Below are 26,434 nucleotides of genomic sequence, written 5' to 3' on the forward strand. Positions count from 1 at the left end.
CCCGCATACCAGTGACCCACTCGCGCGCGATCATGCTCGCACCGATCAATGCCCATCGAACCGTCATCCTAACTTCCCCTCTGGTTTGCTCTGGCCAGTTCCACAACTCTGGCGGACGACCAGCCTGACCGCCGCAATGATGTTCTCCGCATCTGCTTTTCCCGCATTGATCTGCTTCAGAAGGAGGTGTGCGGCGCGCCTGCCCATAGCTTGCGGATCGACCGAGATCGTCGTCAGGGCCGGAACCGCCGTTTTCGCCTCGATAACGTCGTCGAAACCTACCACCGCGAAGTCCCGCCCCGGTTCCATGCGCCGAGCGCGCAATCCATCACACACGCCAAACGCCACCGCGTCATTGAAGCAGACGGCCCCGGTCGGTCGATCGCTGATGGTCATCGCACGTCCGATGGCTTCCACGCCACCTGCTCTCGAGGGAATGGACGGAACAACTAACTCCTCATCGAACTTAAGACCACTTTCGTCCATCGCTTTGCGGTAACCAGACCGTCGCTCGGCAAACACAGCCGTATCTGGAAAGCCTCCCAAAAAAGCGATCCGGCTATGCCCTAGCGACACCAAATGCTTGACCGCCATCGCCACGCCGCCAACGTTATCAGACACAATCGACGACATTCTCGCGCCGGGCAGGCTGCGGACTACCACAACCACCGGGATTCCTGACGCCACGAGCGGCTTGAAGTCTGCTGCATCGGTGGCGCGGGCCGGCGAAACGATAAGCCCCGAAATTCCATGCTCACGCATCGAGGCAACCACCTCTCGCTGCCGGTCGGTATTTTCACTCGTATTTGAGAGGAACTGGACGAAGCCCGCCGACTGGACGACCGTGTCGACCCCTACGGCCAACTCTGCAAAGAAGCTGTTTGTAAGATCGTTCACCACGACACCGATGATGCCCGATCTGGCGCTCGCCTGTCGAAGGTTTGCGGCACCCCGGTTGTAGACATACCCCAACTCGCGCATTGTCGCGTTGACCTTGGAACGCGTCGCTTCCTTCACCAGAGGCGAGCCCTGCAAGACCAACGAAACCGTGGACTTGGAAACGCCTGCGGCTTTGGCGATGTCGATGACAGTCAGTCTCGCCTTTGACATCGCAACCTCGGTCTTCTCAAATTAGGCTTCAAACAATTGGAACGTTCCTAGCTTGTCAAGCGGAATTTTATCTAATGGGAGCGCCTGTCACCCGCCGCTTTTGTCATTGCGCCCCGATGGTGTGCCATAAAGCCCCATATTTGCAGTCCTTTGGGTAGACCTAGCTTGAAGCGGTGCAGATCTGGGCCCGATGGGTGAGGGAAAATAGTTGTTGCAATTTAGAACGTTCCAATTTATTGAGTTAATCCGTGCGATCACGCCGGTCACGCGCGGCGTCCACAAACACCGGAGCGGTGTCGATCCATCGCTTGATCGTAGTCGGTGGAGGAGGTGGTCCATTCGAAGCCGGCACGGCCGGCGGCGAGGATATCAAGCCAAACAAACTGAACAGGGAGTGAATGGATGATACGCAACGTCATGAAGTCGGCCGTCCTCGCAGCGGCCACAGCGATGTTCGCCGCGGGTTCGGCCAACGCGGAGCAGGTCGTGCTAAAATTCTGGGACAACCAGCGGGCCGAATCCGATTTCAATCAGAATCAGCAGAACGCCTTGAAGCGCTTCGAGAAGGAAAACCCCGAAATCAAAGTAGAGCTTACCACAATACCATATTCGGAGTACCAACAGCGCTTGTTGACGGCGGTACAGGGCGGTAATGCGCCTGATGTAGCCACCCTGGATCAAATCTGGATGGGCGCCTTTGCTCAAGCCGGCGCAATTACGGCTCTCGACGACCAAGTCAAGACTTCCGGTCTTACGGGCGACACTTTCTTCAAAGGAGCCTGGGACTCGAACGTTTCTGACGGCAAGCTCTGGGGAATCCCCATCAACGTGGACGTTTGGTCCTTCACTTATTACAACACGGCACTCCTCAAAGAGGCTGGCGTTGATCCTGCCTCGCTAAAGACCTTCGAGGGATTGAAGGCAGCGGCGCCGAAGCTTACGGACAAGTCCAAGGGCCGCTACGGCATTGGCTTGTTCGGCCACAAGGGGGAAGACACGGTCGTCGTTCTCGATACTTTCATCTTCTCCAATGGCGGTAAAGTCTTGGATGAGAAGGGCAAATGCGCGCTCACCAGCCCTGAAGCGGTCGGGGCATTGAGTTACCTGCAGTCACTGGTGCCATATGCGCCGCAGGGCATCATGAACGCCAGTTCCGCAACGATGCGCGAACTTTTTCTAAACGGATCTCTTGCAACGGAGTTCTGGCCCGCGCTGGAGCAGCCGACTCTGCAGAAGTCCAAACTTGACTGGGATTTCGTTGTAGGGAATGCGCCCGAAGGTAAGACGGCGATTGGCACGTATGGTGGGTGGAACCTTGCCATCTTTGAAGCTTCCCAGCACAAGGAAGCCGCTTGGAAACTCATCCAGTTCCTAACCCGCGAAGACGTGAACGGCGATGTTGTCGAACTTGTCCCGGCAAACATGAAGGCCGCAAAAAGCTTTTTGGCGGCAAACCGCAAAGGTGCGGATCTCATCATCCCTCATCTCGAGAATGCCTCACCCCGGCCGTTGTCACCTCGCTATCTCGAAGTCGCCGACATCGAGGTGACTCTAGCGCAGGATGTATTTTCCGGAATGGATCCGCAGAAGGCAGCCGGCAAGGCCTGCACTGCTATCGACGCCCTTAACTAGTCACCAGGACTAAGCCGGGCTCGGGCTTTGCCCCGAGCCCGGCCCTCTCTATCGGGAAATGACACAATGTCCCATCGTGAACGCTGGATGGCCTGGATTTTCGTAGCTCCGGCGCTGCTGCTGGTCGGCGCACTTATGTATTACCCGATGATCGGCACCATAATTGAAAGCCTTTATTCGACCTCGTTCATCAACCCGGTGCCGAAGTTCCAGGGGCTTGCAGCGTATTACAAGATCTTGGCCGATCCGATCTTCGGCCAAGTAGTGTGGAACTCCCTCATTTGGACTGTCTTTGTGGTAGCACTGCAGAATGTGTTCGGCTTGCTGGTCGCACTGCTGCTCAATCAGCAGATGCCTGGCCAGGGACTTATGCGGTCGTTGGTGCTTTTGCCTTGGGTCCTCCCCGGCGTAGTGGCCGCCATCCTTTGGCGATTCATGTATGACCCGCAACTCGGTTTGGTGAACTCGTTACTTATTAGCCTGGGACTGATCGACCACGGTACCGCTTGGCTGGCGGAAACGTCGACAGCCATGGGCTCGATCATTATGGCGGCCGTATGGAAAGGGTTCCCCTTCTCGGCGATCGTCTACTTAGCGGCCCTGCAGACGGTCGACCAAGAGCAGGTCGAGGCCGCCAAGATAGACGGAGCGGGAGCGACTAGGCGCCTGTTTGACGTTGTGCTCCCCGGAATCAAAGACGTGATCGCCATCAATCTCCTCCTTACCACTATCCTCACTTTCAATTACTTCGACATAATCTGGGTGATGACAAACGGTGGCCCACAGAATGCCACAGCCATCTTCCCAACCCAGATCTACGAACTCGGTTTCGGACAATTTCGCTTTGGCGAAGCCGCTGTATATGGCGTTTTTTCAATCTTGGTCCTGGCGCTGCTGATAATGGTCTATTTCGGCGTTTTGTCGCGCGGCCGGCATAGGGGGAAGGCGTCATGAACACCCGTTCCCACAGGAGCCGCCAAGCCGCACTGCTGGCCCTCAACGTCGTATTGGCGCTGATAATCCTGGTGCCCTTCTTTTGGATGGTTTCAGTGTCGTTGAAGCCGGCGGCCGAGCCTTTTTCCATTCCCGCCAGGCTGTGGCCGGAGAACCCGACCTTCGACAACTACATCACTGCATTCCGGCCGGAGTTCCGAACCTATTTTATGAATTCGGTCATCGTTTCACTGTCCACCGTCATCATCACCGTTTCGTTAGCCCTGCTGGCCGCCTATGCATTTACGCGCACCCACGTCCGCCTACTTATCATCGCCATGACGCTGGTGATCGTCACGCAGATGTTCCCGGCCAGCGCCATCATCATCCCGATCTACAAGATGATGAAGGGGGCCAACCTACTCAACACATATACGTCGTTGATCCTCGCCTACGTCACCGTAACCTTGCCGGTGGCGATCTGGATGCTGCGTGGCTTCATGGCCAATTTGCCGCTGACACTCGAAGAAGCGGCGGCGATCGATGGGGCCGGGCCGTTCAGAACGTTTTTCGAGATAATCGTGCCGCTTTGCCGGCCGGGGATAGTCGCCACTGCAGTCTTTGTGCTTATCGTCACCTGGCAGGAGTTCCTCTTTGCGCTCTCCTTTACCTCGACCAAGGAGATGCGCACGCTGCCAGTTGGAGTGAATGACTTTATCGGCCAGTACGGCATCCGCTACGGAGAGCTCATGGCCTCATCCGTGATGATCTCCATGCCCGTGGTCGCTGTCTTCTTCTTTCTGCAACGACAGTTCGTAGCAGGCCTGACGGCCGGCGCGGTGAAGGGCTGACGTGTCGGATATCATGCTCTTGGATATTCCTGAGCCCAGCATCGCGTTGCTGACGTGGGACTGGCTGGAGAAGCTGAACGTAGTGCCCTCTGATCCAGACGTGCATGTGCATATTCTCACCGGTACTGACGTTGGCGCCTTAGCACTTGGCACCGACATCGCCGGCTACATGGGCCGACCTGAGCGGGAGTTCATGGAGTTTCAGTTTGCTCGATGCGGGCTGAACGACCGTCGGAGGCGTTCCCAAAACCGACCATCGCCGTCAACGATTTATCGTGACAAATACTCCACAGCTATGACTGCTGTCCGTAGCATCGTCCACGAAGGGATATGATCTTGGCCTCCGTAACGTTGTCATCCGTATCTAAATTTTGGGGCTCCTTTGTCGCCGTGGAAAAGATCTCGCTCGCCATGGCCGATGGCGAGTTCATCGTGTTGCTCGGGCCCTCTGGCTGTGGCAAGTCCACCACAATGCGCATGATCGCCGGGCTCGACGACCCGAGCGCTGGCGAGATTCGCATAGACGATCGTGTGGTCAACGATTTGCCCCCGGGTAAACGCGACCTCGCCATGGTGTTCCAGAACTATGGCCTCTATCCGCATATGACCGTGGCGGACAATATTGGTTATCCGCTCAAAGTCGCAGGTGTGAACCGTGAGGAACGCGAGCGCCAGGTACGCGCCGCCGCCGAGCGCGTCGAACTCGGCGGGCTTCTAGAGCGCAAACCCGGTCAACTGTCCGGCGGGCAAAGACAGCGCGTGGCGCTCGGTCGTGCCATCGTACGCACGCCCAAACTGTTTTTGATGGACGAACCTCTGTCCAATCTCGACGCCAAGCTGCGCGTCTATATGCGCGCGGAATTGAAGCACCTGCAGCGCGACCTCGGTACCACTACGATCTATGTGACGCACGACCAGGTCGAAGCGATGACGCTGGCTGACCGTGTCGCCGTGATGGCGAACGGCAAACTACAGCAGGTCGGCACACCCCTCGACATCTACAACACGCCGGCAAACGTCTTTGTTGCCGGCTTCCTCGGCAATCCACCCATGAACCTGCTTCCGATAGCAATTGCCGACGGACGGGTGCAGGACTCCGAGTTGACGCTTGCGGCTCCGGCCGGCGTGAACGGCGCGATCACCGTCGGCCAGCGACCCGAAGATATGCGGCTCAGCGAAACAGACGCGGGTAATATGGCCGGCGAGGTTTATACCACCGAACTATTGGGCGACAGCACGCTGGTTACCGTAAAGGTCGGCAAAAACTTGGTCGCCGTGAAGACCGACAAAAATACCAAGGTGCACATGGGAGAAAACGTCGGCATCCGCTTCGATCCGAAACATCTGCATTTCTTCGACACGACCAGCGGCACGCGGGTCGCGTTCGACGCAAGTAGGTGAGGCTAGTCAATATCTCATGCAGCGTGACACCTACAAAGTTGAATTCACAGTCGAGCCTTGAGGTAAGATAATGAACGCCGAATTGCGTTGGGGGATTCTAGCGACCGGCTGGATTGCTGATCTCTTTGTCCAGGATTTGCAGCTTGCCGGTCATCGTGTCTCGGCTGTCGGCTCTCGAACACAGGCAGGAGCCGACAAGTTCGCCAATCGTTTCAGTATTCCCAACGCGCACGCCAGCTACAAGGACCTTTTGTCGGACCCGGAGGTCGATATTATCTATGTGGCTACACCCCATCCGATGCACGCCGACAACGCGCTTAAGGCGCTGACCGCCGGCAAGCACGTGCTTATCGAAAAGCCATTCACGATCAATGCACGGGAAGCGCGCAATGTCGTTGATTTCGCCTCTGCGAAAAACCTGGTCGTGATGGAGGCGATGTGGACGCGCTTCCTTCCTCATATGGTGCGCATCCGGGAGATCATCGCATCAGGAGTGCTTGGAAAGATCTATTCGGTGATCGCCGATCATACTCGTGACCTTCCTGGCGATCCCAATCATCGGCTCAACGCTCTGGAACTCGGCGGAGGCGCCCTGCTTGATCTCGCCATTTACCCCATTTCGTTCGCCTTTGACGTGCTCGGAGAGCCTGAACACATCGTTTCGATGGCTCGGATTAAGGAGACAGGAGTGGACGCTGAGGTAGCAACTATCTTCCAACACGCCGGCGGGGCTTTGTCTACCACCATCTCCAGTCTCGACAACACCGGACCCAATGTTGCATCGATCCTCGGCACCGAGGGGAGAGTTGAGATTGCATCTACCTGGTATTCGCCAACTTCATTTCGCCACATCGACAAGAATGACAGGGTGATAGAAGAGTATTCGTCGTCGGTAGCAGGACGTGGCATGCAATATGAAGCTGCCGAAATGGAGAGGCTTGTGACGGCTGGAAAATTGTCCGGTGAGATCATGCCTGCTAACGAGACCGTGTCGATAATGCAATCACTTGATACGATCAGGGCGCAAATCGGACTGCGCTATCCGAACGAATAGAGCATTTTAGTTGATTTCGGTCGAGAAGTGCTGGAGCGGATGCCGCGACGACGGCCGCGGACCGCACCTTGGCTTGGGCTGGTAGACCTCCGGCGGCTTTATTACTTGATTACTTGAGCAAGCCCTTGATCCTAAAGTCAGGGTCTATCAGCGAACTGGCCGCAACCACAGTTCCGCGCTCGATGAGCTTCTCGAGAACACTCATGTCCCTCGCGACCGTGTTCCCCTGTCCTATTGCGGCGGCCGCTGAGACCCGGGCATCTTGATCGCACTGAAAGACGATGCGGACCCCACCGGAGGCTGCGCGGTGATGTATATCCCGGGTTAGATCGAACTGCCCTGCGACCTGCAGAGTCAGATCGAACTGATCCGACCAAAACCACGGGACTTTCTGGTACTCTCCACTGGCACCGAGCATGGCTGCTGCGGCATGGGCACCCTGGTCCTGTGCGGCCTTCCAGCTTTCAAGTCGCATACGGGCTCCTCGCCACTCGAAATTGCAGCAGTCGCCTGCGGCGAAGATATTGGGTTCGGAGGTTCGGAATGCGCTGTCGACAACAATCCCGTTATCCACGAACAGACCGGCCTTTTCGGCGAGCTCGGTATTAGGGATCGCCCCGACGCCAGCGATAACGGCGTCGAACTCCAGTTCAATCCCGTTGGCCAGCACAATGCGGTTCGTTCCAGCCTCGGTGACGACAGTACCAGTCAGAATCTTGACCCCTGCGGTTTCGTGCCGCGCGTGAACGATTTGGGCGATCGCCCCGGGCACGGCGCGTCCGAGAATGCGCGGTGCGGTCTCGATCACCGTAACCTCGGCACCTGCCTGCCGCGCAGTCGCGGCGAGTTCAAGGCCAATGAATCCGCCACCAATGACCCCGATGCGCGCATTGCTGCTGAACTCCAGCATAATGCGCCGCGCCTGCACATCGGTTCGTAGTGTGAGACAGCCTTCAAGGCCAGGAAACAATCTGGCACGGGCTCCCGTCGCAAGGAGCAACTGATCATACGTCAAGAGCGTGCCATCGGCGAGGTGAATCTCCCGCCTCTCAGGCACCAGAGACTCGACCAGCGCACCACGTCGGAGTTCGATCCCTGCTCCGGGATAGGCATCTTCGGCACGAATGGCCTTGGGATTGGCTAGCATCGTCTTGGATAACGGCGGTCGTTCATATGGCAGAGCTTTCTCTGCAGTCAGCAACGTTACCGACCCTTGAAAACCAAGTTCCCGCAACGTGAATGCGGCGCGGACACCGCATTCTCCGGCGCCGACAATAGCTATCTCTGCCATGCGGTCCTTCACTTCAGCTCTTGAGAACGACTTTGTTGTCTGGCGCAAACTGTTCGTTCAATGGAACCAGAGCAGCGCCAATCGCGCGGGCGTTAAACCCGATCGAGCCCACACGGAACTCAGGAATGATGATGCCCTCCAGATCGTAGCCTGCCACTCGTTCCCGGACGCTCACGATGAGACGATCGAGGAGAGGTCGCAAGAGGACGCCGTCAACAACGACACTATCGGCTTCGATGAAGCTCGTGCCAGAGATGGCCGCAAAAGCAAGTGCATCCGCCGCCAGATCGCACCACTCATCGAAACAGGCAAGTGCCGGTTCATCAAGCTTGGCGACGGATCCACCATCTTCACGGAACGTCTTCATTGGCAATTTGTGCTGCGCCGCAAGGACCTCCAACCGATTGAGGGAGGCGGCTTGACTCAACCGCGCGGGCGCTGGACTCCTATTGTGCGATCCAAGTTTAAGAGGGATTGCACCCACCGCGCCCGCGTTGCCGGTGTGGCCGGTAATTAGATTGCCCTCCAAAACAACACTGCCGCCAATCAAGGTGCTGATGTAAAAGTATACGATTGACCGATTCCGGTTCTCTCTCCGGAAATCAATCTCAGCCAAGCAAGCAGCGTCAGCGTCATTGAGCACCACGGCGCTCAAGCCGGAGGTTTCTTCGACCCTGGCGACCATGTCGGCCTCCCGCCAGCGTGGGGATGCACCGCCAGGATCACCGATGACGGCTATGCCAGACTCGATCGCCGTTGGAGCAGCAATACCTACGCCCACGAGTCTGGATTTCTGGACGCGGCTCAAATCATCCTTCAGGCTGTCGAACGCTGTTCCCATCAGGCCCGAGACGACGTCCGCGTCGAGGGCATCGTAGGCAAAGCTTTTCTTAGCAATCACCCGGCGGTCGAACGATAGAGCCAGCAGATCCAAGGAGCGGCGGCCAATCTTGACCCCGATCGAAATCGCTCCATCCGGTGCAATCTCGATCGGAGTAGAAGGCTGACCAATCCGGCCGCGGATTACGTCCTTCTTCCGCAGGTATCCTTCCTTGAGGAGGCGATTTACGATAATCGTGACCGTTTGCGAGGACAAATGTGTAATGCGCGCGATCTCGGCCTTGGAAAGCGCGCCAGCCTCCTGGATCAGACTAAGGATTAAGCGCTCATTGTAGTGTTTGACACCTATCTGGTTGCCGCCACGGTGCGTCGCGTTGCCTACGAATGCGTTGAAGGTGCTGTCGACTGACATTAGATACAGCTCGCGTTTTCAGGGGCGTTAAGATCGGAAACGCCGGTTATCATGGCGCCCTTCTCGTTACTGCTGGCCGGTCTTGACGTCCAGAACGCCCGCGATGCCATCGCGCCAGTGCCCGCCGCGTCTGATATCCCAATTGAGGCTCCCTTTGAGCGCGTGAATGCGGTCGTAGTGCTTCGTCTTCCACCCGTCAGCTTGCCGTAGGATCGACGGCCGAAATCTGGCATGATTTTTTTTGTAAATCAACCGGATTTAGTTATTGACCATTTGTTGGAATATTGGCATGTTGTAGGCTGATCGGGCCTTTCGGGGCGAGATCGAAAGGAGCATCCGATGGACGATCTTAAGTTTGGAACGCGCAGCAAGCGCGGCGATTGGGCTCCCAACGAGCTGTTGGAGCCGGCGCCAATATGGCTCTTCCCTCCCAATCCAAAGAAGCTTCTGAAGTGGCTTCCATCTTACTTCTTTCCGTACAACCTGCTGTTCATGGTCTCGGCACTCGCCTACTGGCAGCTGGTTGTCCCTGACGCCGCAGTCCTGCAGAACTTTGCATGGGGTTGGTCGCTGAAAATGCTGGCGGTGAACCTCATCCTGGCCTTTCTCTGGTACCAAAGCTGGGAGTTGCCGCTTTACGTTCGCCGTCGGCAGGGGAACCGATTTAAGTACAACCACAAGTTCCCGGCGGATCAGCAATCAAATGTATTTTGGTTCAATAAGCAGACCCTCGACAATATGCTGCGGTCGCTGCTGATCGGTGTACCGATATGGACGTGCCTGCAGGTCTTGATGCTGTGGAGTTCCGCGAATGGATACATACCCTGGCTCAACTTCGCCGAGCACCCTGTGTGGCTCGGGGTCGTGGCTGTCGTGGTGCCAATAATTCACGACTTCCACTTCTATTGCATCCACCGGCTGATCCACGTCCCAGTGCTCTACAAATACGTCCATTCGGTGCACCACAACTCCATAAATCCCAGCCCGTGGTCATCGCTATCGATGCATCCCATTGAGCACTTGCTCTATTTCGGGGTGGTTTTCTGGCACTTCGTTATCCCCTCAAACCCCGTCATTGCACTCTACCAGCTACACTTCGCGGGTTTCGGCGCCGTGCCTGGGCACATCGGTTTCGACACGGTTGAGACCAGCGATGAGCAGGGGTTCGATACCCACGCCTATATGCACTACCTCCACCATAAGTATTTCGAGGTGAATTACGGAGGCGAGGGGCTCGTCCCCGTGGACCGGATGTTCGGCACCTATCACGACGGGTCGAAGGAATCTGACGAACGGATGAAGGCGCGTTTCCGCGCCAAGAAAGAGCGCCTCAAGGACAAATCGGCCTGAACCCGCTCGAACCCTGTTGCCTCAAAATCTAGCGAGAGTGACGATGCCTTGGATTGACGTTTGTGGAGCCGACGACCTGGAAGAGGAAGGCGGCCTACGGTTCGACCATGCAGGTAAGACGTTCGCAATCTTCCGGAATCATCAGGACCAGTATTACTGCACGGACGGGCTTTGTACCCACGAGAATATCCACCTCGCCGACGGGTTGGTGATGGAGAATACGGTGGAATGCCCCAAGCATGCCTCGGTCTTCGACTTCACAACCGGCGAGGTCGAGACGCCTCCCGCCTGCGATAACCTGCGCACCTACGCCGTTAAGGTCGAAGGCGGCCGCGTGATAATCGATGTCTGAGGGACTATCCGTTGACCGACATCAACCCGAAAGCCGTAATCGCGGAAGTCACGGCTCTTCCGGAGACGGTTGAAAAGGTCCGCGGCTTGCTATGCGACTACGGGCGCATTGTTCGGCAAGAACCTGGGAACCGAGCGTTTGCCTGCCGCCAAGTCGACGGTCGACCAGACAAGTTTGTCGTCTACGAGGTCTACGCGGACCAGGCGGCCTTCGAGACGCACCTTTCCGCACCCGAGAACGCTCGATTGAACGCCAAGCTTGGGACCCTCGTTCAGGGTGCCGGTTCAGTCCTGACCTTCCTGATACCCGTTGAGTAAGCGAGACTCATTAAAGGGAGTCGCATTTCGCGGAGACCCACGATCATGTACCACAACAGACCTCACGTCGAAGACATACGCGCGAAGAAGCGACGGGGCGAAAAGCTTTCGATGCTCTATGTCACCAGCACGGAGGAAGCCGCCGCCGCCGCCGCTGCGGGGATCGATCTCCTGTCAATCGAGGCAAAGGACTTCACCCCCGAAATGCGTGAGGCGGCGGGGGCGTGCTTCGTGCAGATCGGCCTGACGCCGCCAACGAAAGGAACCGTGGACGGAAAGCTGCTGGTCAGCGCCGAGCAATTCCTGGAGGCGGCTTACCGCTACACAGCGATTGGGGGCGATTGTTTCTATTGTGCCGCTTCTTTCGATATCCAGAGGACAATGTGCGAAAATCACATTCCGATTGTCGCTCATGTGGGCCTTATTCCATCTTACGTTACCTGGACCGGCTGGCGCGCTGTCGGAAAGACCGCATCAGAGGCGCTGACGATGTGGAAGCGACTAAAACGGCTCGAGGAAATCGGTTGTTTCGCTGTTGAGCTTGAGGTCGTTCCCGGCCGGATAGCCGAGTTCTTCGCCAAAAACACATCGATGATCTACTTCAGCCTCGGTTCGGGCTCAGGTGGCGATGTCCAGTACCTGTTCGCAGAGGACGTGCTCGGCTACGGCCGGAACCGCCTTCCGCGCCACGCCAAGGCGTATCGCAACTTCAAGGCCGAGTTCGACCGACTGAATAGTGAACGCGTCGCGGCATTCCGGGAATTCCGGGCTGACATCTATTCCGGTGCCTATCCCGGACCCGAACACACTGCGGCGATCCCGGAGGCTGAATTTGAAACCTTTCTTAGTCACTTGGGATCTCGATAGTGAGACTTGCTCCGTCTCAATATCAGTATCCACTTTTTCGATCTATTCTCAGTTGAGATAGACTAATTGTCCCTCGGTCCGCAGGGATTTCCATCGCAGCCGCGCTGGTCGTACCGGCACGGCGTCCAGCATTCTTCGACGCCCGCGAGACCGAAAGGCAAAATCATGACCGTTGGCATTCAACCCAGCAAGCTCATCGACGGAAAAGCAGTCGCAAACACCCTTACCACGCAGATTGCCGCCGATGTAGCTGCGCTGAGATCGGCAACCGGAAAAGTGCCGGGCTTGGCAGTGATCTTAGTGGGAGAAGACCCAGCGAGTGCTGTCTATGTCGCATACAAACACCGTCAGACGCTTGCGGTGGGTATGGCGTCCTTTGAACACAAACTTCCAGCCGACACCAATCAGGACGACCTGTTGTCAATCGTTAATGAATTGAATCAGGACCCTTCTGTGCATGGCATTTTGGTACAGCTACCATTGCCGTCTCAGATTGATCCGAACATGGTTCTCAACGCGATTGATCCGACCAAAGACGTCGACGGGTTTCATGTCCAGAATGCCGGCAGGCTGGCGACCGGCCAAGAAGGGTTCGTTCCGTGCACTCCTCGCGGCTGCCTATTGCTCCTGAAGCATCGTCTCGGCGATTTAGCTGGTCTCCACGCGATCATAGTTGGACGAAGCAATATCGTCGGCAAACCAATGGCCCAACTGTTGCTGGCTGAGAATTGCACTGTAACAGTCGCTCATTCGCGGACCCGCGAACTTCCGGCTCTCTGCAGGATGGCCGACATTCTAGTCGCCGCGGTCGGACGCGCAGAAATGATCCGAGGTGATTGGATCAAGCCAGGCGCGGTTGTCGTCGACATAGGTATCAATCGGGTGACCCAAGGCGGAAAGCCGCGCCTTGTTGGCGATGTCGCATTTGCAGAGGCTGCTCACGTTCAAGCGATTACACCTGTCCCAGGCGGCGTGGGTCCGATGACAATCGCGTGTTTGCTCGCGAATACCCTTTCCGCATTCCGTCACACCTTGGCGGCGCGAAACAACTGAGGAACGAACAATGTCGAAATTTGCACTTCGCGTGAAATGTCGTTCCACCAGGGGCATAGTGGCTGCGATCTCCAGCTTTCTCGCTGATCAAACTTGCAACATCACGGACAGTGCGCAGTTTGACGATGTTGATACTGGCAACTTCTTTATGAGAGTGAGCTTCCGGTCTGAAGGTGGGCGAAACCTGGACGAGCTCCGCGTCGGCTTCGATCCAATCGCATCGCGCTTCGCGATGGATTCAGAATTCTTTGACGAGGCCGTGAAGCGAAGAGTTATCGTCATGGTCTCTCGCTTCGGCCACTGCCTCAACGATCTCCTCTACCGTTGGCGCATTGGCGCTCTCCCGATCGATATCGTGGCGGTGATCTCCAATCACATGGAATATCAAAAGGTCGTGGTGAATCACGACATTCCGTTTCACTGCATCATGGTAACGAAGGAAAATAAAGCCGAAGCGGAAGCCCAGCAGATGCTTGTAGTGACCGAGACCAAGGCCGAGCTGATCGTTCTAGCTCGCTACATGCAGGTTCTCTCGGATGAAATATGTCGGAAGATGTCCGGCCGCATTATCAACATCCACCATTCGTTTCTTCCTTCGTTCAAGGGCGCCAATCCCTACAAGCAAGCGTATGAACGCGGAGTGAAATTGATCGGCGCGACCTCTCATTACGTCACTGCCGATCTAGATGAGGGGCCGATCATTGAGCAAGACATCATTCGGGTGACACATGCGCAGTCCAATGAGGATTACGTCAGCTTGGGTCGTGACGTTGAAGCACAGGCCTTGGCACGGGCGATACACGCCCACATCCATGGCCGAGTTTTCCTAAACGGGAACAAGACGGTTGTATTTCCACCATCACCCGGTTCGTTCGCCTCAGAACGAATGGGGTAGCGATAGAAAGGTTCTGTCGCAAACTTTTCGGAAAGGTCATTTGCAGCTTCCGGCCTGCTCGGCGAATTCCGCCGCAATCATGGCTGGGACGAATGGGCACACGACCCCCGCTACACCAACGAGCACTGGCGGATGGAGAGCGTCTTCCTGCGCGCGAGGGATATGGCCATCGCTGAGGCGGCCGGAAACGCGTGAATGGAAATTGTGCCTCAGCTGACATTCCTATGACCTGAGCGTTTATCCGGGACCTCATTTCCATGATACAGAAACGGCAGTTGCGGCTCGGAGCGTAAGACGGCAGAGCTTGCCGCCACTACTCCGCAGCCTCGGCATAGTGCGCTGGCACATAGTTGAGAATGGGTCCGAGCCAGCGCTCCACTTCCGCGAGCGGCATGTCCTTGCGGCGTGCATAGTCCTCAACCTGGTCGCGTTCGACCTTGGCGACGCCGAAATAATAGCTTTCGGTATGCGACAGATAGATCCCCGACACAGACGAGCCGGGCCACATCGCATAGCTTTCGGTCAGGCTCACCCCGGCATTGCGCTCGCTGTCGAGCAGCCGGAACAGTGTGGCCTTCTCGGTGTGGTCGGGCTGGGCGGGATAACCGGGCGCCGGGCGGATGCCGCGATAGGGCTCGCCGATCAGCTCGTCCGGCGCCAGCTTTTCGTCGACCGCATAGCCCCAGAACTCCTTGCGCACCTTCTCGTGCATGCGCTCGGCGAAGGCCTCAGCGACGCGGTCGGCCAGCGCCTTGACCATGATCGACGAATAGTCGTCATTGGCCCTCTCAAATCGTTCGGCGATCGCCACCTCCTCGATGCCGGCCGTGACGATGAAGCCGCCGATGTAGTCGGGCTTGCCGCTGTCCACCGGCGCGACGAAATCCGACAATGCGACATTGGCCTTGCCGTCGCGCTTGGTCAGTTGTTGGCGCAGCGTGAAGAAGGTCGCCAGCTCCTGCGATCGCCCCTCATCCGTGAACAGCCTGATATCGTCGCCGGTGGCATTGGCCGGCCAGAAGCCGATGACGCCGCGTGGCGCAAACCATTTTTCGGCGATGATCTGCTTCAGCATCGCCTGCGCATCCTCGAACAGCTGGCGCGCGGCGGGTCCTTGCGCTTCGTCTTCGAGGATCTTGGGATAGCGCCCTTTCAGCTCCCAGGTCTGGAAGAACGGCGTCCAGTCGATGTAGCGCGCGAGTTCCGTGAGATCCCAGTTCTCGAAGACCTTCACACCTGTGAAGGACGGCTTCGGCGGCTCATATTCAGACCAATCGATCCGATGCGCATTGGCCCTCGCCTTGGCCAGCGGCAGCCGCTGCTTGTCGGCTTCGGACCGGGCATGCGCGTCGGCGACTTTCTTGTATTCGGCGCGCAACGTGTCGACATACTTCGCCTTGCTGTCATTCGACAGCAAGGACGACACCACGCCGACCGCCCGGCTGGCGTCGGTGACGTAGACGGTCTGGCCTTTCGCATAGCGCGGGTGGATCTTGACCGCCGTGTGCACGCGGCTGGTCGTCGCGCCGCCGATCAAAAGCGGAATGTCAAAGCCTTCGCGCTCCATCTCGGCGGCCATGTGCGCCATCTCGTCGAGCGAGGGCGTGATCAGGCCGGACAGGCCGATGATGTCGACATTTTGCTCTCGCGCCCTCTGCAGGATTTTTGCCGCCGGCACCATGACGCCGAGATCGATGATCTCGTAATTGTTGCAGGCCAGCACGACGCCGACGATGTTCTTGCCGATGTCGTGGACATCGCCCTTCACCGTCGCCATCAGGATCTTGCCCGCCGTCTGGCGTTCGCCATTGTCGATGCCATTGGCGGTATTGGCCAGCTTCTCGGCCTCCATATGCGGCAGCAAGCCGGCCACCGCCTGTTTCATCACCCGCGCCGATTTCACCACTTGCGGTAGGAACATCTTGCCGGCGCCGAACAAGTCGCCGACGACGTTCATGCCGGCCATCAGCGGGCCTTCGATGACATGCAGCGGGCGCTCGGCGGCCAGCCGCGCTTCCTCGGTGTCGGCATCGATGAATTCGGTGATGCCGTTGACCAGCGCATGGCTGATCCGCTGCGCAACTGGCAATTCGCGCCAGGCGAGGTCGCGCTCCTTGGCTTCCTGGCCCGCCGTGCCCTTGAAGCGTTCGGCGATCTCCAGCATGCGTTCGGTGGCGGTGCCGCCGCCTTTCGGTTGACGGTTGTTGACGACATCCTCGCAGGCTTCGCGCAGGTCGGGATCGATGGATTCGTAGACGGCAAGCTGTCCGGCGTTGACGATGCCCATGTCCATGCCCGCCTGGATAGCATGGTAAAGCAACACCGCATGCATGGCCTCGCGCACCGGCTCGTTGCCCCTGAACGAGAAGGACAGGTTCGACACGCCGCCTGAGATATGGACATGCGGCAGCGTCCCGGTGATCTCTCCCGTCGCCTCGATGAAGTCGACGCCGTAATTGTCGTGCTCCTCGATGCCGGTGGCAATGGCGAAGACATTGGGGTCGAAGACGATATCCTCGGGCGGGAAGCCGGCCTGTTCGGTCAAAAGCTTGTAGGCGCGGGTGCAGATTTCGACCTTGCGCGCTTTGGTGTCGGCCTGGCCGTCCTCGTCGAAGGCCATGACGACCACCGCCGCGCCATAGGCGCGCACGAGTCTGGCATGATGCAGGAATGCCGCCTCGCCTTCCTTCATAGAGATGGAGTTGACCAGCGGCTTGCCCTGCACGCATTTCAGGCCGGCTTCGATGATCTCCCATTTGGAACTGTCGACCATGACAGGAACACGGGCGATGTCCGGCTCGGCGGCGATCAGGTTGAGGTACTCCACCATCGCCCTCTTCGAATCGATCAGTCCCTCGTCCATGTTGATGTCGATGATCTGCGCGCCATTGGCGACTTGGTCGCGCGCCACGTCGAGCGCGGCGACATAGTCGCCCGCCGTGATCAGCTTGCGGAACTTGGCTGAGCCGGTGACATTGGTGCGCTCGCCGACATTGACGAAGGGAATCTCATCCGTCAGCGTGAACGGTTCCAACCCGGACAGGCGCATCTTGCGCACGATGTCGGGAATGGTGCGCGGCGGATATTTCCGCACCGCCTCTGCGATGGCGCGGATGTGCTCAGGCGTCGAACCGCAGCAGCCGCCAACGATATTGACCAGCCCCTCGCGGGCGAAATCCTCGATCTGCGCGGCCATGAATTCCGGGCTCTCGTCATAACGGCCGAATTCATTGGGCAGGCCGGCATTTGGATAGGCGCAGACAAAAGTGTTGGCGACGCCTGATATCTCGGCCAGATGCTCGCGCATGGCATTGGCGCCGAGCGCGCAGTTGAGGCCGATGGTGAAGGGGCTGGCATGGCGCACCGAATGCCAGAAGGCGGTCGGCGTCTGGCCGGACAGCGTGCGGCCGGACAGATCGGTGATGGTGCCGGAAATCATCACCGGCAGGCGCACGCCCTTCTCATTGAAGACCTCTTCTGCTGCGAAGATTGCCGCCTTGGCGTTCAGCGTGTCGAAGATCGTCTCGATCAGGATGATGTCGACGCCGCCATCGATCAGGCCGCGCAGCTGCTCGCCATAGGCGAGGCGCAATTCGTCGAAGGTCACGGCGCGATAGCCGGGATTGTTGACGTCGGGCGACATCGAGGCGGTGCGGTTGGTCGGCCCCAGCGCGCCGGCGACGAAACGGCGCTTGCCATCCTGCTGCTCGGCACGAACAGCGGCGCGCCGCACCAGCCGCGCGCCATCGCGATTCAGCGCATAGACGGCATCCTCCATGCCGTAATCGGCCTGGGTGATCGACGTCGAGGAGAAGGTGTTGGTTTCGAGGATATCCGCGCCTGCGATGGCGTATTGATAGTGGATCTCCTCGATTGCCTTCGGCTGCGTCAGGATCAGAAGATCGTTGTTGCCTTGCTGATGGCAGGCGCAGCCGGCGAAGGCCTCACCACGGAAATGATCTTCATCGAAACCCAGCCCCTGGATCTGCGTGCCCATGGCGCCGTCGAGGATGAGGATGCGCTCACGCGCCGCTGCCGTCAGCGCCGCAAGCACTTCCGACTCGTCGGGCTTTGCCGCGACGGAGCCGAACAATGCGTCCAGCGATGCAGAATTCTGCGACATTTTCATCCTCAAGACGACAGTAGTGTCCATTCACATAAAGACATCTTTATGTCAACATACGCGCTCCAGCCTGGGTGTCGCGCACCGGAGAGAAAGTTTTGTGTCAAAATCGGTCCAAAAGCAGATGAGATGGATGAGCGGCATGCTCTCGAAGCGGCTTGGGCGGCAGCGCTCAAGCCGGCGCCGCTCCCATGTGTCTCGACCGATGCAAACAATATTGTGGCCTTTGGCCCAAACTGTCCACTATCGAACGGACGCATTATAGTCGAACGTTTTGCATTTCGTGCGAAGCCCTCAAAGCAACAAAAGAAGACGCGCGCGGGGAGAAGGCGGCCGGCCCAACTTGAGTATCAGCGCGGAGCTACATCATCAGGATGGCACGTCACTTGCACATCAACTTTGGGAAGCCATCGTGACGGCAATTGCCCGCAAACCAAGGGAGATGACGATGGCAATTCGCCTGAATTGCTCGGAGCAACTGAAGATGGCTGAAGATCTGCAGGCGTACCATGCCGAGCCACGGGGACTGATTATGTGGCGAGCCGAGTTGAAGCAATTCATTGACGATCGGGCGAAACACAATAGTCGGCATTGTCTCGCCGTCTGAGGTTGGACGTGAAGGGACCGCGGGCGGGAATATCAGGCGAGAGCTCGGGTCAGAGCTTCCCATACCGCAAGCGTCGAGGCGACGGAGATCGGTCAGGAAATGCTGAGCGTTATGAGCGGGCTCGGGAGGAAGAGAATGCGGAAGGTTGAGAAGATCAGACGAAGCGCTGCTGCAGGCTCCTGCCGAATGAAAGCCCTGCATCGTCCGCTAACGCTTTCGCAGCGTTAGGTGGGAATTCTCAGTCTGCTGGTGCGGCTGACGCTATTCCTAAAACGCGACGAAACAGCTCGAATCTAACCAGGACGCAGGTCAGGGGCCTAGCGCGACACTTCTACAAAATCTCGAAATGAAGAGTACCAATATGACGGATAAACCCTCGGTCTCTATCCTGAAAGAAACCCGCGACAACGAGAAGCGGGTTATCATGCTTCCGCAAGGTGTTCGACAGTTTGTCGAGGCCGGTTTTAAGGTTTACGTTGAGCATGATGCCGGAGCCGCCTCGGGAGCGTTTGATGGGGACTACAAGGCGGCAGGGGGCGAAATCGTTTCAACAGACGAGGCTTGGACAGTTTCTCCATTCCTCTTGAAATATAAGTTTCCGAGCGTCGCCGAACGGCGGTACCTGTGCCGCCCGCTGCATATTGGCGCATACTTTTACCCAGGCGAAAACTACGAGCTAACGCACCACCTGCGCGAGCATGGGGTGACAGCCTATAGCTATGAGTACTTTCAGGCCGCAGATGGTTCGTTTCCGCTCATGACGCCCGATAGCGAGATCAGCGGGAAATTGGCTGTGCTCTTTGGGGCCCATCACCTGCTATCGACGCAGGGAGGGCTCGGCATAATGCTGGCTTCCCTACCGGGGATGAAGCCGCCGAAAGTCGTCGTCATCGGGCATGGAAATGTCGGCGCAGCAGCTGCTCGAACAGCCGCAGGTCTCGGAAACGAAGTTGTTGTCTTTGGCTACCGCGAGGAAAGCCTCCGCCGATTTGAGGCGACCGTTCCCTCGAACGTCAAATGCCTGATTGTCTCGCAAGAAGCCCTGGAGCGAGAGATACCCGACGCCGACCTGGTGATCGGAGCGACTTTGATTTCGACCTACGATACACCAGCGATGCTCACAGACGAACTCGTCAAGAAGATGAAGGAAGGCTCGATGATCATCGACGTCACTTGCGGCTATGGAGCAGGATACATCCCGACGGCCCATACATTCACCTGGATGGGCGCGGCACCATATAAGGTGCATGGCGTTTGGCACTACAAGGATCCCGTAATGCCAGCTCACGTGCATCAGACGGCGTCGATCGGGGCAACCACAAACCATACGCGTTATCTTATTAGTCTCGGCAAATCGATTTTCCTTAAGGATTTCCAGGACTCGGTTTCCCAAAAGGGCAAATTTGTTGAAAACGGTGAGATCATCCATCCGCACGTGATTAGCGACTTTGCCTTGATCGAGGCATTGGCCAAGAAATCCGCGTGAGGGGGCGGCCATGGCGATGCGGCATAAGATATCATATAAAGAACGGGCCGCGTACTACGATGTCGAATATACGGACACTGTAGACCATGCTTTTCTCGCCAGTCTTGTTGGTGGTTCTACGCGCTCGGTCCTTGAGATTCCGTGTGGGGTCGGGCGTAACGCGCTTAATTTGGCTCGAAGCGGATGTTCGATAGTCGCTGTCGACAACGAACCGGCTATGGTCGAACGGCTGACAGAAAAGGCTGAAAAACTCGGCTTCAACAATGTGTCAGCACTCGTTGGGGATCTCCGGACGTTGGACCTCGAAGAGCGGTTCGACCTTATCCTCGTGCCCCGAGAGGCATTTCAGCTGTTGGTAGACTTGTCCCAGGCGCGGCAGTCGCTCAAAGCGCTGCGACGGCACCTCTCGGACGATGGGACATTGATGATCGACCTATCGTCTTTCGCAAAGGTCAGGCCAGAACAGGCCTACCTCCAGCCAGACTATTTCGATCCTACTGCCCCTGATGGCAGTTGGCGCTTTGAGTGGACGCGCCCGCTAGCCGCCAGGCTCACGTTGTCTCGTCATCGTATGCAGCAACACAATTGTGACGGCACAGTCGACGTGTCGTTCAGACACATTCGTGACACTGAGACGGCCATCGACGAGACCGAGACGACCATTCGACTTAGGCCTTACTGCGTCGACGAGTTCACGGCGCTCTGCGTCGATGCTGGATTGAAGGTTGAAAAGGTGTTCGGCGACTACGGACGCAACTGGTACCAGCCGAACGACGCCCGAATGATTTTTCTTCTCAGCGCAACTACCGACATTCGGGACGATCAGCTCCCCCCGTCCGGGGTTATGTGGGAACTCGGCCGAGGGTTCCAGAACGACCGTGATGCCTTTCGAACGAAAGACCTGCAGTTGGTTCCAATGCGTCCGTCCGTCCGAGCTTATTTTGAGACCTATCTGACGGAGTATTTCTCCGGCCCCTTCATCAAGGGCCAAGGGGCCGAGGATATTTTGAAGGCGATGGCGGAATGGGGCGTTATGGGAAATGCTCTCGATCTGGGATCTGGAACTTCGACGCTGTTCTGGTATCTCCCAACCAAGGGAGTCAATCGCCTCTCTTGCTGCGACATCGCGCCTGAAGCCCTTAGCGTGCTAGCGAACTTCGTACGGAGCAATCAACCGCTTCCTGAGTGTTACGGTTGGGTAGCCGATCATTTCAAAATATCCAATCACTCGGTCAACCAGCTTCGCGAGCGCTTTGCCGAGTTCTTGATTTTCGACTGCCTGAAGCGGTGGCCAAGTTGGATGGACAGCCACCGATACGACTTGATCACTGCCTTCGGTAATCTAGCGATTTCGGGGACAGCTGACGCGTACGACGATTGCTTCCAGCACATCGCTGATCACCTTGCACCCACGGGCCGAACTATCGGAGCGGATTGGGCAAGGCGGCAGTCATTTGCGCAGAAGGATGGGCACGACAATTCGTATTTGAGCATCGAACTGATAGCCAGCGCGATGAAGAATGCGGGGCTCACCCCGCTGGAATGCCGTCGTATCGAGATACAGCGGGACCCACTTTACGACGCCATTTTCGTTTGGGTCGGCCAGAAAAATAGCTGAGCGATCTCCTTCGATATTTTGGAGCTTTTAGCATGTCGCACAATCGCGAAGGCGGTGCAGGTAGCTTTGTTTCAGTTAACGGCGTGATCTGCGCTGGCGCCCATTATATTGTCGATCTGTTCGCCGGCACAGGTTTGGCAATCCCGCTTTTATCGAAACAGCCATTACGAAAAGCGCACAGTCCGCTGGAGCCACTATACTTTTTTCAAACTTCCATCGGTTTTCACCCGAGGGTGTCTCAGGCGTACTGGTATTGGCGGAATCTCACATCAGTATCCATACTTGGCCAGAGCACAGCTATGCGGCATTAGATGTGGTTATGTGTGGCCGGGCCCGCCCCAAAGAGGCTATCGCCGTTCTGAAGGAAGAGTTCAAGCCGATCCGTGTCGTCGAGTATTTGCTTGCCCGCGGCAGAGCCGACAATGCCGACCAATACTCTCAACCGGATCGGATCGACTCCGAACGTTGGCTCAAGGGGCTTGAGCGCTAATTTTCGATTCATCAATCGCGCGTCGTCGATCTCGTGCGTCAGGCGCCCGTGATTTCGGGCACTGCATCCCGGCGGCCGCCAAGGCGAAGAAAGACCAGAGCTGCTCGATCACCGTAAAAGTGGGGAGTAGACGCTATGGGGCGAGCGGCGAGAGTGGGGCACCTTAGGCGCTGTTGGATCCACCATCAGAAGGAGGCACCCCATGTCGCAGTCTTTTGACGCGAGCCGGTCCCTTACCGCTCTTGAACAGGATAACACGGTCATCGCCGTCATCGAAATGAGCAAGGCGAAGTGGCTCGTCGCCGCGCTCGTACCGGGTCTCAAGCGCCAGCCCCTCAAGAAGATCGATGCTGCCGCACCATCACTGTTGAAGCTGCTGCAGCGCTGGCGCGACGAAGCCGGGCACACGATCAAGCGCATCGCCGTCACCTGTGAGGCGGCCGGCGTCGGCTTTTGGCTGGCGCGTTGGCTGTGGGCGCGCGACATCGAGGCCTATGCCATCCATCCCGCCAGCGTTGCGGTGTCGCGTGAGCACCGGCGCGCCCGTCTCGCCCGTGGTGACAAGGCGCCACAGGTGAGCGGGCTGACTATCTGCTGGAAGCGTTCTCAACGCCCCCCGCCACCACTCTTGCTGGTGTGGCGGGCAAGCTCGACGCTGTATTGCGTAAGGGCGAGGCTGGGAGGAATGCTCCGAATTCCCCTGGCCGCAAATCCGTTCCGCGCTGAACGATCTGGTGCGCTTCGGAAAGCTCGAACAGGGGCTTTCACGGTAAGCGGCGCTCTAGCCGGCAGGGTGGCAGCTGCTGCCGCGCCTGAAATACGACGATGGAGGGGAAGTCCGAGCAGCGCAGCGATTCGCAGGCGGCAATCGCAAAGTTTTGTTCACGCTGCCTAACTCGCTGAGCAGAAGACGATTGACGGGTGCCACTGGTGCCTTTCGAAAATTTCCCTGTGGATATTGCCTCTGTGACGACTTGGCGTCGTACCCGTTTGGTGGATGTTGAGTAGAAATAAGCAACTTGGGCTCGGGGGAATCATGAACAAGTTGCTTGTTGGTGCGGCAATGCTTGCCGCAGGCGTCTTCGGCGCGGATACATCTTTTGTTTCTTATATTAGAAGCTCTGCAGGGATGGCGGCCTTTGCGCAGGAGGCGCAAGGGACTTCGCCAGATGTTGGCGCACCATCGGACGGCGGCTTTGGTAATGGCGGGGCAGCGCTGGGTTCGGGAACAGCCTCCGGTACGGATGATGCTGGTGCAACGCCGGCGGCAAATGCCACGGGAGATGCCGCGCCCGCGGCCGAGGCTCCCGACGCGGCGGCCGAGGTAGGAACGACAGATCAGTCGACCGACAGCGAGGCCGCGCCCGAGGAGCCTGCCGCGACGACGTTGGCGACGACGACGACCTCCGAAAGCGGCGATCCGGAGGCGATCGGCACGCCGAAGGTGGATCTGCCGAAGAACTCTGGCAACGGCAATCTGGGCTATGCCATTGGCATCGACCTTTCGGACTTCCATGGCATCGAGCCGTCGATCGCGCTCACCTACGATTCTTCGCGCCGAACCAAGCTAGGTGCCCTCTACCAGGGCTGGCTGGGCTATGCCTGGGGTCTCGGCGGTTTCGATGTCATCGAGCGGGCAAGCCCGGGCTATGGCATGCCGGCCTTCGATGCCGCCTGTACAGCTCACCTCACCCCTGCCAAGCACCCTCTTTGCGTAGATCATCCATCGTCCGTGAAATGCCTTCGCGCAGGATCGCCACCGTGTCGTCGATCTGCTCTCGGCTGATGATCAGTGGCGGCGACATCACGCACATGTTGATCAGCGGCCGCACCAGGAGGCCGAGCTCATAGCAATGGGCATCGATACGTTTTCCGACATCCTTGTCGAGCTGCAGCGGGTCCTTGCTTTCGCGGTCGGCGACGCATTCGACACAGCCCATCAGTCCCAAGCCCCTCACCTCGCCGACCAGCGGCAACTCTTCCAGCGTCTTCAGCTGCGCCTGGAAATAGGGGGCGACCGCCTGCGTATGCGCAAGCACGCTTTCTTCCAGCAAATCGAGGTTTTTCAGCGCCACCGCACAGCCGACGGGGTGGCTGGTGTAGGTCAGCCCATGACCGAACATCGCATCGGGATGGTTCGAGCGGCGCAGTTGTTCCAGCAGCCGTTCCGAGATGATGACGCCGCCGAGCGGGAAAATAGCCCGAGGTGACGCCCTTGGCGAAAGTGATCATATCGGGATCGATGCCGAAGACCTCGCCCGAGGCGAAGACATGGCCAAGCCGGCCGAAGCCCGTCACCACCTCGTCGGAGACATAGAGGATGTCGTTGTCGCGGCAGATCTCGCGGATGCGCTTGAGATAGCCGTCGGGCGGCACGATGACACCGCCCGAGGCCTGCACGGGCTCACCAACGAAAGCGCCGATTCTGTCGGCGCCGACCCGGGCCACCGTGTCGCGGAACTGCTCGACCAGGAAATCGGTGAAGGCGGCAAGGCTCATGCCTTGCGGCCGGCGGAAAGGATCGGGCGAGGACAGCTTGATCACCAGCTCGTCGGCGCCATCCATCCAATCCCTGTCGCGCGGGCGGCCGTTGAGCGAGGCCTTCATCCTCAATTGTTTACGGCGGGAGGGCGAGCTCAGCCGCATGGAAGTAGCGGCGATGACGGGCCTCAGCCCAGCCGCAGTGTCTGGCGTTGCGGGCGAGTTGATCGAGGAAGGCATCGTTGTTGAAGGCAAGAGCGCGCAAAGCAGTGGCGGCCGTCGCCCGATACCGCTCAGTATCAATTACGCAAGGCATTGGTCCATCGGCTTCAAGCTATCGCAGCACCGGCTAGAGGGTACGCTCACCGACCTCTCCACCCAACCGATCGGCACTTGCGAGTTGCCGCTCGCTGACCATGAGCCGGCCACGGTCGCTGCAGCGGTCCAGAAGGGCGTCTCCACACTCCTGCGGAATAGGCGCGAAGGTCGTCAGAAACTTGTCGGTGTTGGCATGGCGATGCCCGGGCTGATCGACGTGAACAGAGGGATTTGCCTGGTATCGCAGCGCTTCGACTGGAGGGACGTGCCGATAGCGGCACTTATTGCATCACGCATCAGTGTGCCGGTCTGGGTCGACAACGACGTCAATGCATTCGCAATAGCTCAGCAGCTGTTCGGCCACGGGCGTCGGCGCAACTCAGTGCTGGTGCTGATCATTGGAACCGGCGTCGGGGCGGCGTTTATCTTCAACGGTCAGATCCATCGCCGTGCGCGTTTCGCTGCTGGCGAGATCGGATTCCCGGTCAAGGAAGACGCCGGCTCGATCGCCACCGAGGAGCGGCTGAGCTGGGATCGACGCTTGTCGGAACCGGCGATAGTCCGCGCTTGGCAGGAGATCCGCAAGCGCTCCCCCAAGACCCCTGTCGACCTTCAGCAGGCCGCAGCGAAGTGCGACCGGCTCGCATTAGAGTATCTGCGCGAAGTCGGTTGTGACATCGGGCGTCGGGTAACCGCAATGATCGATCTGGTCGATCCGGAAGTTGTCATCGTTGGAGGCGAGGCGGTCCGCTTCGGCCCTGCGCTCGTCGACCCCCTCGTGAACACTGTCAGAGAATCCTCGTTTGAGAAACCGCCAGCGGTCGAAATCGACTGGGACAACAATGTGTGGTCACGCGGGGCAGCAGCCCTGGCCATCCAGCAGTTTTTCGACTTTGAGAGCACGGCCGGATTTGAACGAAAAGCCAACGCGAGATGAGCGAGCCTGAGGACCC

At 58.1% G+C, this 26,434-nt stretch carries 24 protein-coding genes and 1 pseudogene; 19 read left to right on the forward strand and 6 right to left on the reverse strand.

Annotated features, from left to right (window positions below; translation table 11 throughout):
* Window positions 1-63: 63 nt before the first annotated feature.
* Both NKH43_RS11015 and NKH43_RS11020 read right to left on the reverse strand, forming a co-directional pair.
* Window positions 64-1,110, reverse strand: a complete 1,047-nt coding sequence (locus NKH43_RS11015; protein ID WP_023721608.1) for a LacI family DNA-binding transcriptional regulator — start codon at window positions 1,108-1,110, stop codon at window positions 64-66.
* A 263-nt stretch (window positions 1,111-1,373) separates the two neighbouring features.
* A complete protein-coding gene (locus tag NKH43_RS11020) occupies window positions 1,374-1,529 on the reverse strand; it encodes a hypothetical protein (protein WP_210164501.1) in 156 nt (51 codons plus the stop codon).
* Here NKH43_RS11020 and NKH43_RS11025 point away from each other — a divergent pair.
* From NKH43_RS11025 to NKH43_RS11050, 6 genes are all read left to right on the forward strand, one after another.
* Window positions 1,513-2,742 carry an ABC transporter substrate-binding protein gene (locus tag NKH43_RS11025; protein ID WP_023721607.1) on the forward strand — a complete coding sequence of 410 codons (1,230 nt, stop codon included), beginning with the start codon at window positions 1,513-1,515 and terminating at the stop codon, window positions 2,740-2,742. The genes NKH43_RS11020 and NKH43_RS11025 overlap by 17 nt on opposite strands.
* A 66-nt stretch (window positions 2,743-2,808) precedes the next feature.
* Complete coding sequence (locus tag NKH43_RS11030) at window positions 2,809-3,696, forward strand: carbohydrate ABC transporter permease (protein WP_031194747.1); 888 nt, start codon at window positions 2,809-2,811, stop codon at window positions 3,694-3,696.
* On the forward strand, window positions 3,693-4,526 hold the full coding sequence (locus tag NKH43_RS11035; protein WP_023721605.1) for a carbohydrate ABC transporter permease: 834 nt from the start codon (window positions 3,693-3,695) through the stop codon (window positions 4,524-4,526). Before NKH43_RS11030 ends, NKH43_RS11035 begins: the two co-directional genes overlap by 4 nt.
* A 1-nt stretch (window position 4,527) precedes the next feature.
* Window positions 4,528-4,860, forward strand: coding sequence for a Clp protease/crotonase-like domain-containing protein (locus NKH43_RS11040; protein ID WP_031194746.1), 333 nt, complete (start codon window positions 4,528-4,530; stop codon window positions 4,858-4,860).
* 2 nt (window positions 4,861-4,862) lie between these two features.
* Window positions 4,863-5,927 carry an ABC transporter ATP-binding protein gene (locus NKH43_RS11045; protein ID WP_031194744.1) on the forward strand — a complete coding sequence of 355 codons (1,065 nt, stop codon included), beginning with the start codon at window positions 4,863-4,865 and terminating at the stop codon, window positions 5,925-5,927.
* 70 nt (window positions 5,928-5,997) lie between these two features.
* Entirely contained in the window at window positions 5,998-6,981 is a 984-nt protein-coding gene (locus tag NKH43_RS11050) for a Gfo/Idh/MocA family protein (protein WP_023721602.1), read from the forward strand.
* 109 nt (window positions 6,982-7,090) lie between these two features.
* On the opposite strand, the gene NKH43_RS11055 is transcribed toward NKH43_RS11050, so the two are convergent.
* On the reverse strand, window positions 7,091-8,272 hold the full coding sequence (locus NKH43_RS11055) for an NAD(P)/FAD-dependent oxidoreductase (protein ID WP_352620143.1): 1,182 nt from the start codon (window positions 8,270-8,272) through the stop codon (window positions 7,091-7,093).
* Window positions 8,273-8,285: 13 nt separating this feature from the next.
* Window positions 8,286-9,524 (reverse strand): ROK family transcriptional regulator, encoded by a 1,239-nt coding sequence (locus tag NKH43_RS11060; RefSeq protein WP_023721600.1) that lies wholly within the window; start codon window positions 9,522-9,524, stop codon window positions 8,286-8,288.
* A 339-nt stretch (window positions 9,525-9,863) separates the two neighbouring features.
* Here NKH43_RS11060 and NKH43_RS11065 point away from each other — a divergent pair, with 339 nt between their 5' ends.
* The 6 genes from NKH43_RS11065 (at window position 9,864) to purU (ending at window position 14,358) form a co-directional block, all read left to right on the forward strand.
* Window positions 9,864-10,874, forward strand: a complete 1,011-nt coding sequence (locus tag NKH43_RS11065; protein WP_023721598.1) for a sterol desaturase family protein — start codon at window positions 9,864-9,866, stop codon at window positions 10,872-10,874.
* Between the two features lie 37 nt (window positions 10,875-10,911).
* Window positions 10,912-11,226: a MocE family 2Fe-2S type ferredoxin gene (locus tag NKH43_RS11070; RefSeq protein ID WP_036245547.1), complete on the forward strand. Its 315-nt coding sequence runs from the start codon at window positions 10,912-10,914 to the stop codon at window positions 11,224-11,226.
* Between the two features lie 11 nt (window positions 11,227-11,237).
* Window positions 11,238-11,543 carry a putative quinol monooxygenase gene (locus NKH43_RS11075; RefSeq protein WP_352452576.1) on the forward strand — a complete coding sequence of 102 codons (306 nt, stop codon included), beginning with the start codon at window positions 11,238-11,240 and terminating at the stop codon, window positions 11,541-11,543.
* Between the two features lie 45 nt (window positions 11,544-11,588).
* Window positions 11,589-12,410: a 3-methyl-2-oxobutanoate hydroxymethyltransferase gene (locus NKH43_RS11080; RefSeq protein ID WP_023721595.1), complete on the forward strand. Its 822-nt coding sequence runs from the start codon at window positions 11,589-11,591 to the stop codon at window positions 12,408-12,410.
* A 165-nt stretch (window positions 12,411-12,575) separates the two neighbouring features.
* Window positions 12,576-13,463, forward strand: a complete 888-nt coding sequence (gene folD / locus NKH43_RS11085; RefSeq protein ID WP_023721594.1) for a bifunctional methylenetetrahydrofolate dehydrogenase/methenyltetrahydrofolate cyclohydrolase FolD — start codon at window positions 12,576-12,578, stop codon at window positions 13,461-13,463.
* A 10-nt stretch (window positions 13,464-13,473) separates the two neighbouring features.
* Window positions 13,474-14,358 (forward strand): formyltetrahydrofolate deformylase, encoded by an 885-nt coding sequence (purU, locus tag NKH43_RS11090; RefSeq protein ID WP_031194740.1) that lies wholly within the window; start codon window positions 13,474-13,476, stop codon window positions 14,356-14,358.
* A gap of 313 nt (window positions 14,359-14,671) precedes the next feature.
* Here the strand turns inward: purU and metH are convergent, their stop codons facing one another.
* Window positions 14,672-18,481 (reverse strand): methionine synthase, encoded by a 3,810-nt coding sequence (metH, locus tag NKH43_RS11095; RefSeq protein ID WP_352858115.1) that lies wholly within the window; start codon window positions 18,479-18,481, stop codon window positions 14,672-14,674.
* A 412-nt stretch (window positions 18,482-18,893) separates the two neighbouring features.
* Here metH and NKH43_RS11100 point away from each other — a divergent pair, with 412 nt between their 5' ends.
* From NKH43_RS11100 to NKH43_RS11125, 6 genes are all read left to right on the forward strand, one after another.
* Window positions 18,894-19,088, forward strand: a complete 195-nt coding sequence (locus NKH43_RS11100; RefSeq protein WP_156948200.1) for a hypothetical protein — start codon at window positions 18,894-18,896, stop codon at window positions 19,086-19,088.
* Window positions 19,089-19,434: 346 nt separating this feature from the next.
* Window positions 19,435-20,574, forward strand: a complete 1,140-nt coding sequence (locus tag NKH43_RS11105) for an NAD(P)-dependent oxidoreductase (RefSeq protein ID WP_352547721.1) — start codon at window positions 19,435-19,437, stop codon at window positions 20,572-20,574.
* 16 nt (window positions 20,575-20,590) lie between these two features.
* On the forward strand, window positions 20,591-22,192 hold the full coding sequence (locus NKH43_RS11110) for a methyltransferase domain-containing protein (RefSeq protein ID WP_352803387.1): 1,602 nt from the start codon (window positions 20,591-20,593) through the stop codon (window positions 22,190-22,192).
* Window positions 22,193-22,280: 88 nt separating this feature from the next.
* Window positions 22,281-22,682: an adenosylmethionine decarboxylase gene (gene speD / locus NKH43_RS11115; RefSeq protein ID WP_352620154.1), complete on the forward strand. Its 402-nt coding sequence runs from the start codon at window positions 22,281-22,283 to the stop codon at window positions 22,680-22,682.
* Window positions 22,683-22,884: 202 nt separating this feature from the next.
* Window positions 22,885-23,577: a hypothetical protein gene (locus NKH43_RS11120; protein ID WP_352620140.1), complete on the forward strand. Its 693-nt coding sequence runs from the start codon at window positions 22,885-22,887 to the stop codon at window positions 23,575-23,577.
* A 234-nt stretch (window positions 23,578-23,811) separates the two neighbouring features.
* The gene (locus NKH43_RS11125) at window positions 23,812-24,468 is read left to right on the forward strand and encodes a hypothetical protein (RefSeq protein WP_352620139.1); all 657 of its coding nucleotides are present in this window, start codon (window positions 23,812-23,814) and stop codon (window positions 24,466-24,468) included.
* On the opposite strand, the pseudogene NKH43_RS11130 reads toward NKH43_RS11125, so the two are convergent.
* A pseudogene (locus tag NKH43_RS11130) lies at window positions 24,371-25,289 on the reverse strand (aminotransferase class III-fold pyridoxal phosphate-dependent enzyme); the annotation flags it as partial. The gene NKH43_RS11125 and the pseudogene NKH43_RS11130 sit on opposite strands and share 98 nt — an antisense overlap.
* Window positions 25,290-25,341: 52 nt before the next feature.
* On the opposite strand from NKH43_RS11130, the gene NKH43_RS11135 reads away from it, so the two are divergent.
* Window positions 25,342-26,418, forward strand: coding sequence for an ROK family protein (locus tag NKH43_RS11135; protein WP_352755701.1), 1,077 nt, complete (start codon window positions 25,342-25,344; stop codon window positions 26,416-26,418).
* Window positions 26,419-26,434: the final 16 nt, after the last annotated feature.

Origin of the sequence: Mesorhizobium sp. M1163 (assembly GCF_040318415.1) — a bacterium.
In the GTDB taxonomy this organism is placed as follows: domain Bacteria; phylum Pseudomonadota; class Alphaproteobacteria; order Rhizobiales; family Rhizobiaceae; genus Mesorhizobium.

Coding starts and splice junctions, on each gene's coding strand:
- NKH43_RS11015 (WP_023721608.1), bottom strand. CDS start 1,110: ATGTCAAAGGCGAGACTGACTGTCATCGACATCGCCAAAGCCGCAGGC.
- NKH43_RS11025 (WP_023721607.1), top strand. CDS start 1,513: ATGATACGCAACGTCATGAAGTCGGCCGTCCTCGCAGCGGCCACAGCG.
- NKH43_RS11020 (WP_210164501.1), bottom strand. CDS start 1,529: ATGACGTTGCGTATCATCCATTCACTCCCTGTTCAGTTTGTTTGGCTT.
- NKH43_RS11030 (WP_031194747.1), top strand. CDS start 2,809: ATGTCCCATCGTGAACGCTGGATGGCCTGGATTTTCGTAGCTCCGGCG.
- NKH43_RS11035 (WP_023721605.1), top strand. CDS start 3,693: ATGAACACCCGTTCCCACAGGAGCCGCCAAGCCGCACTGCTGGCCCTC.
- NKH43_RS11050 (WP_023721602.1), top strand. CDS start 5,998: ATGAACGCCGAATTGCGTTGGGGGATTCTAGCGACCGGCTGGATTGCT.
- NKH43_RS11055 (WP_352620143.1), bottom strand. CDS start 8,272: ATGGCAGAGATAGCTATTGTCGGCGCCGGAGAATGCGGTGTCCGCGCC.
- NKH43_RS11060 (WP_023721600.1), bottom strand. CDS start 9,524: ATGTCAGTCGACAGCACCTTCAACGCATTCGTAGGCAACGCGACGCAC.
- NKH43_RS11065 (WP_023721598.1), top strand. CDS start 9,864: ATGGACGATCTTAAGTTTGGAACGCGCAGCAAGCGCGGCGATTGGGCT.
- NKH43_RS11080 (WP_023721595.1), top strand. CDS start 11,589: ATGTACCACAACAGACCTCACGTCGAAGACATACGCGCGAAGAAGCGA.
- folD (WP_023721594.1), top strand. CDS start 12,576: ATGACCGTTGGCATTCAACCCAGCAAGCTCATCGACGGAAAAGCAGTC.
- purU (WP_031194740.1), top strand. CDS start 13,474: ATGTCGAAATTTGCACTTCGCGTGAAATGTCGTTCCACCAGGGGCATA.
- metH (WP_352858115.1), bottom strand. CDS start 18,481: ATGTCGCAGAATTCTGCATCGCTGGACGCATTGTTCGGCTCCGTCGCG.
- NKH43_RS11105 (WP_352547721.1), top strand. CDS start 19,435: ATGAAGAGTACCAATATGACGGATAAACCCTCGGTCTCTATCCTGAAA.
- NKH43_RS11110 (WP_352803387.1), top strand. CDS start 20,591: ATGCGGCATAAGATATCATATAAAGAACGGGCCGCGTACTACGATGTC.
- NKH43_RS11120 (WP_352620140.1), top strand. CDS start 22,885: ATGTCGCAGTCTTTTGACGCGAGCCGGTCCCTTACCGCTCTTGAACAG.
- NKH43_RS11125 (WP_352620139.1), top strand. CDS start 23,812: ATGGCGGCCTTTGCGCAGGAGGCGCAAGGGACTTCGCCAGATGTTGGC.
- NKH43_RS11135 (WP_352755701.1), top strand. CDS start 25,342: ATGACGGGCCTCAGCCCAGCCGCAGTGTCTGGCGTTGCGGGCGAGTTG.